This is a genomic window from Streptomyces sp. UH6 (genome assembly GCF_013421635.1).
Classification (GTDB): Bacteria; Actinomycetota; Actinomycetes; order Streptomycetales; family Streptomycetaceae; genus Streptomyces; species Streptomyces abyssomicinicus.
The window spans coordinates 1-5,606 of record NZ_JACADT010000333.1 but is presented as its reverse complement, the minus strand read 5'-3'; the positions used below and the strand labels follow the sequence as shown (position 1 = coordinate 5,606).

5 protein-coding genes are annotated in these 5,606 nt (G+C 74.2%); 3 read left to right on the top strand and 2 right to left on the bottom strand.

Features of this window, described 5'->3' with window-relative positions; translation table 11 throughout:
• Nucleotides 1-48: 48 nt before the first annotated feature.
• Complete coding sequence (rbsD, locus tag HW445_RS16870; RefSeq protein WP_180221842.1) at nt 49-435, top strand: D-ribose pyranase; 387 nt, start codon at nt 49-51, stop codon at nt 433-435.
• Between the two features lie 188 nt (nt 436-623).
• Here rbsD and HW445_RS16865 read toward each other — a convergent pair whose 3' ends face one another.
• Both HW445_RS16865 and HW445_RS16860 read right to left on the bottom strand, forming a co-directional pair.
• Nucleotides 624-1,268, bottom strand: a complete 645-nt coding sequence (locus HW445_RS16865; protein ID WP_180221841.1) for a GNAT family N-acetyltransferase — start codon at nt 1,266-1,268, stop codon at nt 624-626.
• The gene (locus tag HW445_RS16860; RefSeq protein WP_180221840.1) at nt 1,189-2,196 is read right to left on the bottom strand and encodes an EamA family transporter; all 1,008 of its coding nucleotides are present in this window, start codon (nt 2,194-2,196) and stop codon (nt 1,189-1,191) included. The genes HW445_RS16865 and HW445_RS16860 overlap by 80 nt, the downstream gene beginning before the upstream one ends.
• A gap of 136 nt (nt 2,197-2,332) precedes the next feature.
• Between HW445_RS16860 and HW445_RS16855 the strand changes: the two genes are divergently transcribed.
• The gene (locus HW445_RS16855; protein WP_180221839.1) at nt 2,333-3,244 is read left to right on the top strand and encodes a LysR family transcriptional regulator; all 912 of its coding nucleotides are present in this window, start codon (nt 2,333-2,335) and stop codon (nt 3,242-3,244) included.
• 274 nt (nt 3,245-3,518) lie between these two features.
• Entirely contained in the window at nt 3,519-5,387 is a 1,869-nt protein-coding gene (locus HW445_RS16850; RefSeq protein ID WP_180221838.1) for a glycoside hydrolase family 3 protein, read from the top strand.
• Nucleotides 5,388-5,606 lie beyond the last annotated feature (219 nt).

Below are 5,606 nucleotides of genomic sequence, written 5' to 3'. Positions count from 1 at the left end.
GGAGGGCGCCCAGGCGTCCTACCCGACGGCGGAGGAGGTCGCGGCGCTGTGAAGCGGTCCGGAATCCTGAACCGTCATCTGGCCGGCGCCCTCGCCGAGCTGGGCCACACCGACCAGGTGCTGGTCTGCGACGCGGGCATGCCGATCCCGGCGGGGCCGCGGGTGGTGGACCTGGCGTTCCGCGCCGGGGTGCCGTCCTTCGCGGAGGTGCTGGACGGGCTGCTGGAGGAGCTGGTGGTGGAGGGCGCGGTCGCCGCGCGCGAGGTACGGGAGGCCAACCCCGCGGCCGCGGCGCTGCTGGCCGGGCTGCCGGAACTGCACCTGGTCCCCCACGAGGAGCTCAAGGTGCGCTCGCGGGAGGCCCGGCTGGTGGTGCGCACCGGCGAGGCGGCCCCGTACGCCAACGTGCTGCTGCGGTGCGGGGTGTTCTTCTAGGCCCGCGCGGGTCGCGCGGCGCTTCCGGCGCTTCGGGCGCTTCCGGCGCTTCCGGCGCTTCGGGCGCTTCGGGCGCTTCCCTGACGTACGCGAAGGGGCCCGGTCCTGTGGACCGGGCCCCCTCGGTTCTCCCCCCGCCAGAAGCCTTCCGACCCCCCCGGGTCCCCCTCCAGAACTCCTGACGCCGACTAAGACCGGCGAGGTGGGGCAAGGGTTGTACGCTCCGACAAGATTTTTTCCAGCGTCTCCCTGACCTCCGTCCAGTCCGCCGCGAGGACCGCGTGCACCGCCGTGTCCCGCAGCCGGCCCTCCTCCCCGGCGACCCGGGAGACGCCCCATCCGCGCAGCACGCCCTCCGGCCGTGCTCCCACCCGCTCCATCGCGGCGCGCGAGCGGGTGTTGCGGGCGTCGGTCATCAGGTCCACCCGGCCCACGCCCCAGCCCTCGAACGCCTGCCGGAACAGCAGCAGCTTGGCCTCGGTGTTGATTCCGGTGCCCTGCGCGGAACGGCCCAGCCAGGTCCAGCCGACCTCGACCGCGTCCAGCCTCCGCGGGGAGCGCCAGGCACGCGGCGTGCAGAAGGAGGTGCAGCCCACCGCGTGACCGGTGGCCCGGGAGATCTGCGCGTAGGGCGCGACCGTCCCCTCCCCGGCGCGCTCGCGCTGGGTGGCGATGTAGGCGGGGACCTCGTCCGCCCGGGGCACCCAGGTGTAGCCGAAGGTGGACCGGTCGGCCTCCGCGGCGACGGCCAGGTCAGCCGCGTGACGCGCCTCCAGCGGCTCCAGCCGCACCAGCGAGCCCTCCAGCGGCGGGGCGGTCAGCCGGAATCCCATCCAGGGCCTCCTTCGTCGGGACGTCCGCGGCGGAGTCTGCCCCACCGGCCGCGGTGGCGGCGACCCGGTTTCCGCCCGGGCGGGCGAGGGAGGTCATGGCGACGCCCGTCACCAGCAGGGCCGCGGCGGCCCACCGCAGGGGGCTGACCGCCTCGTCCAGCAGCAGCCAGGCGGAGGCCATGCCGAAGACGGGCACCAGCAGCGAGAAGGGGGCCACGGTCGACGCCGGGTGGCGCTTGATCAGCCAGCCCCAGGCCCCGAAGCCGAACACGGTGCTGACCCAGGCGATGAAGAGGATCACCCCGACGCCCTCCATGTCCAGGGCGCGCAGGGCCGCCAGGTCCCGGTCGGCGCCCTCGGTGAGCAGCGAGAGGACCAGCAGCGGCAGCACCGGCACGGTGCTCACCCAGACCATGAAGTTGAGCGCGTCCGGCGGGGACGCCTTGCGGGTGAGGACGTTGGAGACGCCCCAGCAGGCTCCGCCGAGCACCACCAGGGCGAAGGCGGGGAGCGGTCCCGTGGACCCCTCGTCCACGGCCGCCACCGCTATGCCGGCCACCGCGACCGCCATGCCCGCCACCCGCAGCCCGGTGAGGCGCTCGCCCAGCACGGCGAAGGCGATCAGCGCGGTGAAGACGGCCTGGATCTGCAGGACCAGCGAGGTCAGACCGGCGGGCATGCCCTGGTCCATGCCGACGAAGACCAGGCCGAACTTGGCGACGCCCAGGGCGAGTCCGACACCCACGATCCACTTCCACGCCACCTTGGGCCGCCCCACCAGGAACACGGCCGGCAGCGCGGCGAGGAGGAACCGCAGCGCGGAGAGCAGCAGCGGCGGGAAGTGGTCGAGGCCGATCTCGATCACCACGAAGTTGACGCCCCAGGTCGCCGCGACGCACACGGCCAGCAGGAGATGAGTAGGTCGCATGGTCCGAGCATCCGCTGTCGCCATCGTGCAGCACCAGCGATGATTGCTGCACCGGCGGATGTAGCAACACTGAACGATCGCGTCGGGACCGTCCAGGCGGCGCGGTCCCCGCGGGAGATTCCCTGGAGGGCCCGACATGCTCGACCTGCAACGACTGCGCGCCCTGCACGCGGTCGCCGTGCACGGCACCGTCAACGCGGCGGCGGCGTCGCTGGGTTACACCCCCTCCGCCGTGTCCCAGCAGATCGCCAAGCTGGAACGGGAGACCCGCACGGTCCTGCTGGAACGGCACGGCCGCGGGGTGCGGCTGACCGAGGACGCCCGCCGGCTCGCCGGGACGGCGCGCGAGCTGCTGGGACTGGTGGAGCGGGCGGAGGCGGAGCTGGAGGAGCGGCGCGGGGAGCCCGCGGGGCGGCTGACGGTGGCCGCGTTCCCCTCGGCGGCGCGCGGGCTCATGCCCGGGGTGCTGGCCGATCTGGCGTCGCGGCATCCGGCGCTGGACCTGCGGCTCAGCGAGGTCGACCCGCACCTGTCGGTGGGGATGGTGGCCAAGGGCGCCGTCGACATGGCGGTGACCCACGACTGGGACGTCGCCCCGATGACCCTGCCGCCCGGGCTGGCCCGGCACGGGATCGGGGAGGACCTGAGCGACCTGACGGTGCCCCGGGGCCACCGGCTGGCCGGCCGTGACCGGGTGCGGAGCGAGGAACTGGCGGGTGAGCCGTGGGTCTGCCAGCCGCCGGGGCGGGTCTGCCACGACTGGCTGGTGCGGACCATGCGGGCGGCCGGGCACGAGCCGCGGGTGGTGCACACCGCCGACGAGAACCCCACCCTGGTCGCCCTGGTGGCGGCCGGCCTGGGGGTGGCGGTGATCCCCCGGCTGGGCCGCGGGCCGCTGCCCGAGGACGTGGTGACGGTGCCGATGGACCCGGTTCCGGTACGGCGGCTGTACGCGGTGTGGCGCGAGGAGGCGGCCCGGCGTCCGGCCGTGGCGGAGACGGTCCGGGCCCTGCGGGCGCGATGGGGGTCCGTGGCGGGGGAACCGTGAGGCGGGGTGGTCCGTCCAAGGGCCGTACTGCCGGACGAGTCACCGCAGAGCGGTCGACCGGCCACCTGTGGGGGCCGGTTCTCCCCCTCCCCTCCGCCTGCGGCCGGCAGCCCGGCCCGTCACCGGCCCCGCCCCCTCCAGGGTGCCGGTGACGGGCCACCGGGCCTCACTGCGGCCCCGTGGCCGTGTGGCGCCGCCGCACCCCTTGACCGAAAGAAACTTCCCCGATATTCGTGGCCCTTCGGAAGTTTCCTTCACCAAGGAAGGGGCGCACGTGAGCGACTCCAGCACGGGCTCGGCACATGCGGCAGGAAGCACCGCCTCAGGAAACACCGCTCGACCCTCCAGACGTACCGTTCTCGCCGCCACCGCCGGTGTCACCGCGGCCCTGGCGGTCGGCTCCCCCGCCCTCGCCTCGGACGGCCCCGCGCCGGTGGACGACGAGCGGCTGCGGGCGCTGATCTCCGGGATGACCCTGGAGGAGAAGGTCGGCCAGCTCTTCGTGATGCGGGTCTACGGCCACTCGGCGACCGCCCCGGACCAGGCGGACATCGACGCCAACCTCCGGGAGATCGGCGTCCGCACCGCGGCCGAGCTGATCGAGAAGTACCGTCTGGGCGGCATCATCTACTTCGCCTGGGCGCACAACACGCGCGACCCCCACCAGATCGCCGACCTCTCCAACGGCATCCAGAAGGCCTCCCTGGACCTCCCGCGCGGGCTGCCGGTGCTGATCGCCACCGACCAGGAGCACGGCATCGTGGCCCGGGTCGGGAAGCCGGCCACCCTGCTGCCCGGCGCGATGGCGCTCGGCGCGAGCGGCTCCCGGTCCGACGCCAAGGCGCTGGGACGGGTCGCGGGCGCCGAGCTGGCCGCGCTGGGCATCCGGCAGAACTACTCGACCGTCTGCGACGTGAACGTCAACCCGGCCAACCCCGTGATCGGGGTGCGCTCGCTGGGCGCCGACCCGCAGGCCGCGGCCAGGCTGGCCGCGGCCGAGGTGGTCGGCTACCAGAACTCCGGGGTGGCGGCCACCGCCAAGCACTTCCCCGGCCACGGCGACACCGCCGTCGACAGCCACTACGGCTTCCCGATCATCACCCACAGCCGTGAGGAGTGGGAGGAGCTGGACGCCCCGCCGTTCCGGGCGGCGATCCGGGCCGGCATCGACTCGATCATGACGGCCCATCTGATGGTGCCCGCGCTGGACCCGTCCGGCGATCCGGCCACCCTGTCCCGGCCGATCCTCACCGGCATCCTCCGCGAGGAGCTCGGCTACGACGGCGTGGTGGTCACCGACTCCCTCGGCATGCAGGGCGTGCGGAGCAAGTACGGCGACGCGCGCGTGGCGGTGATGGCGGTGCAGGCCGGCGTGGACCAGCTCCTCAACCCGCCGGACATCGGCGTCTCGTGGAACGCGGTGCTGGACGCCGTCCGCAGCGGCGAGCTGACCGAGGCGCGGCTTGAGGAATCGATCCTGCGCATTCTCCGGCTCAAGGCCAAGCTCGGTCTCTTCGACGACCCGTACGTCACCCACCACGGCGTGGACCGGGCGGTGGGCACGAACGCCCACTACAAGGCTGCCGAGCGGATCGCCGACAACACCACCACGCTGCTGGTCAACGAGGGCGGACTGCTGCCGCTCAACCGGCTGCGGCACCGCAGGGTCCTGGTGGTCGGCCCCGACCCGGCCTCCCCGTCGCTCTCCGACGGACCCACCACCAAGGTGATCGCCGCCGCGCTGGCCGAGGCGGGCTTCACCACCACCGCCCGCACCACCGGCACCGCCCCGACCGCGACCGCCGTCGCGGACGCGGTCACCGCCTCGGCCGACGCGGACGCGGTGGTCGTCGCCACCTACAACGTGACGGCGAGCAGCACGCAGAAGACGCTGGTGCAGCGGCTGCTGGAGACCGGGAAGCCGGTGGTCGTGCTGGCGGTGCGCAACCCGTACGACGTGGCGCACCTGCCCGGCGCGCGGGCGGTGCTGGCCTCGTACTCGTGGACCGACACGGAGGTACGGGCGGCCGCGCGGGTCATCGCGGGGCGGGTCTCGCCGAGCGGCAGGCTGCCGGTGCCGGTGCAGCGGGCCGACGCCCCTGCCGAGGTGCTCTTCCCGATCGGACACGGCCTGAGGTACTGAGGCGACCCGGAGGGCCGGGACGGCGGCCGACCGGTCCGGAGTGCCGGTTCGACGTACCGGTCCGGCCGTCATCCGCCGTACGCGGCCTGCGCCCGCCATCGCCCCACGGGTACCGCCCGGCCCGAATCGTCCACGCGCACTGGCGTGGCCCGCTCCCCGCGGGCACGCTGCTGCGGGGGGATGGGCCGATGCGACTGTCTGCTGTGGGGATGGCGGGCG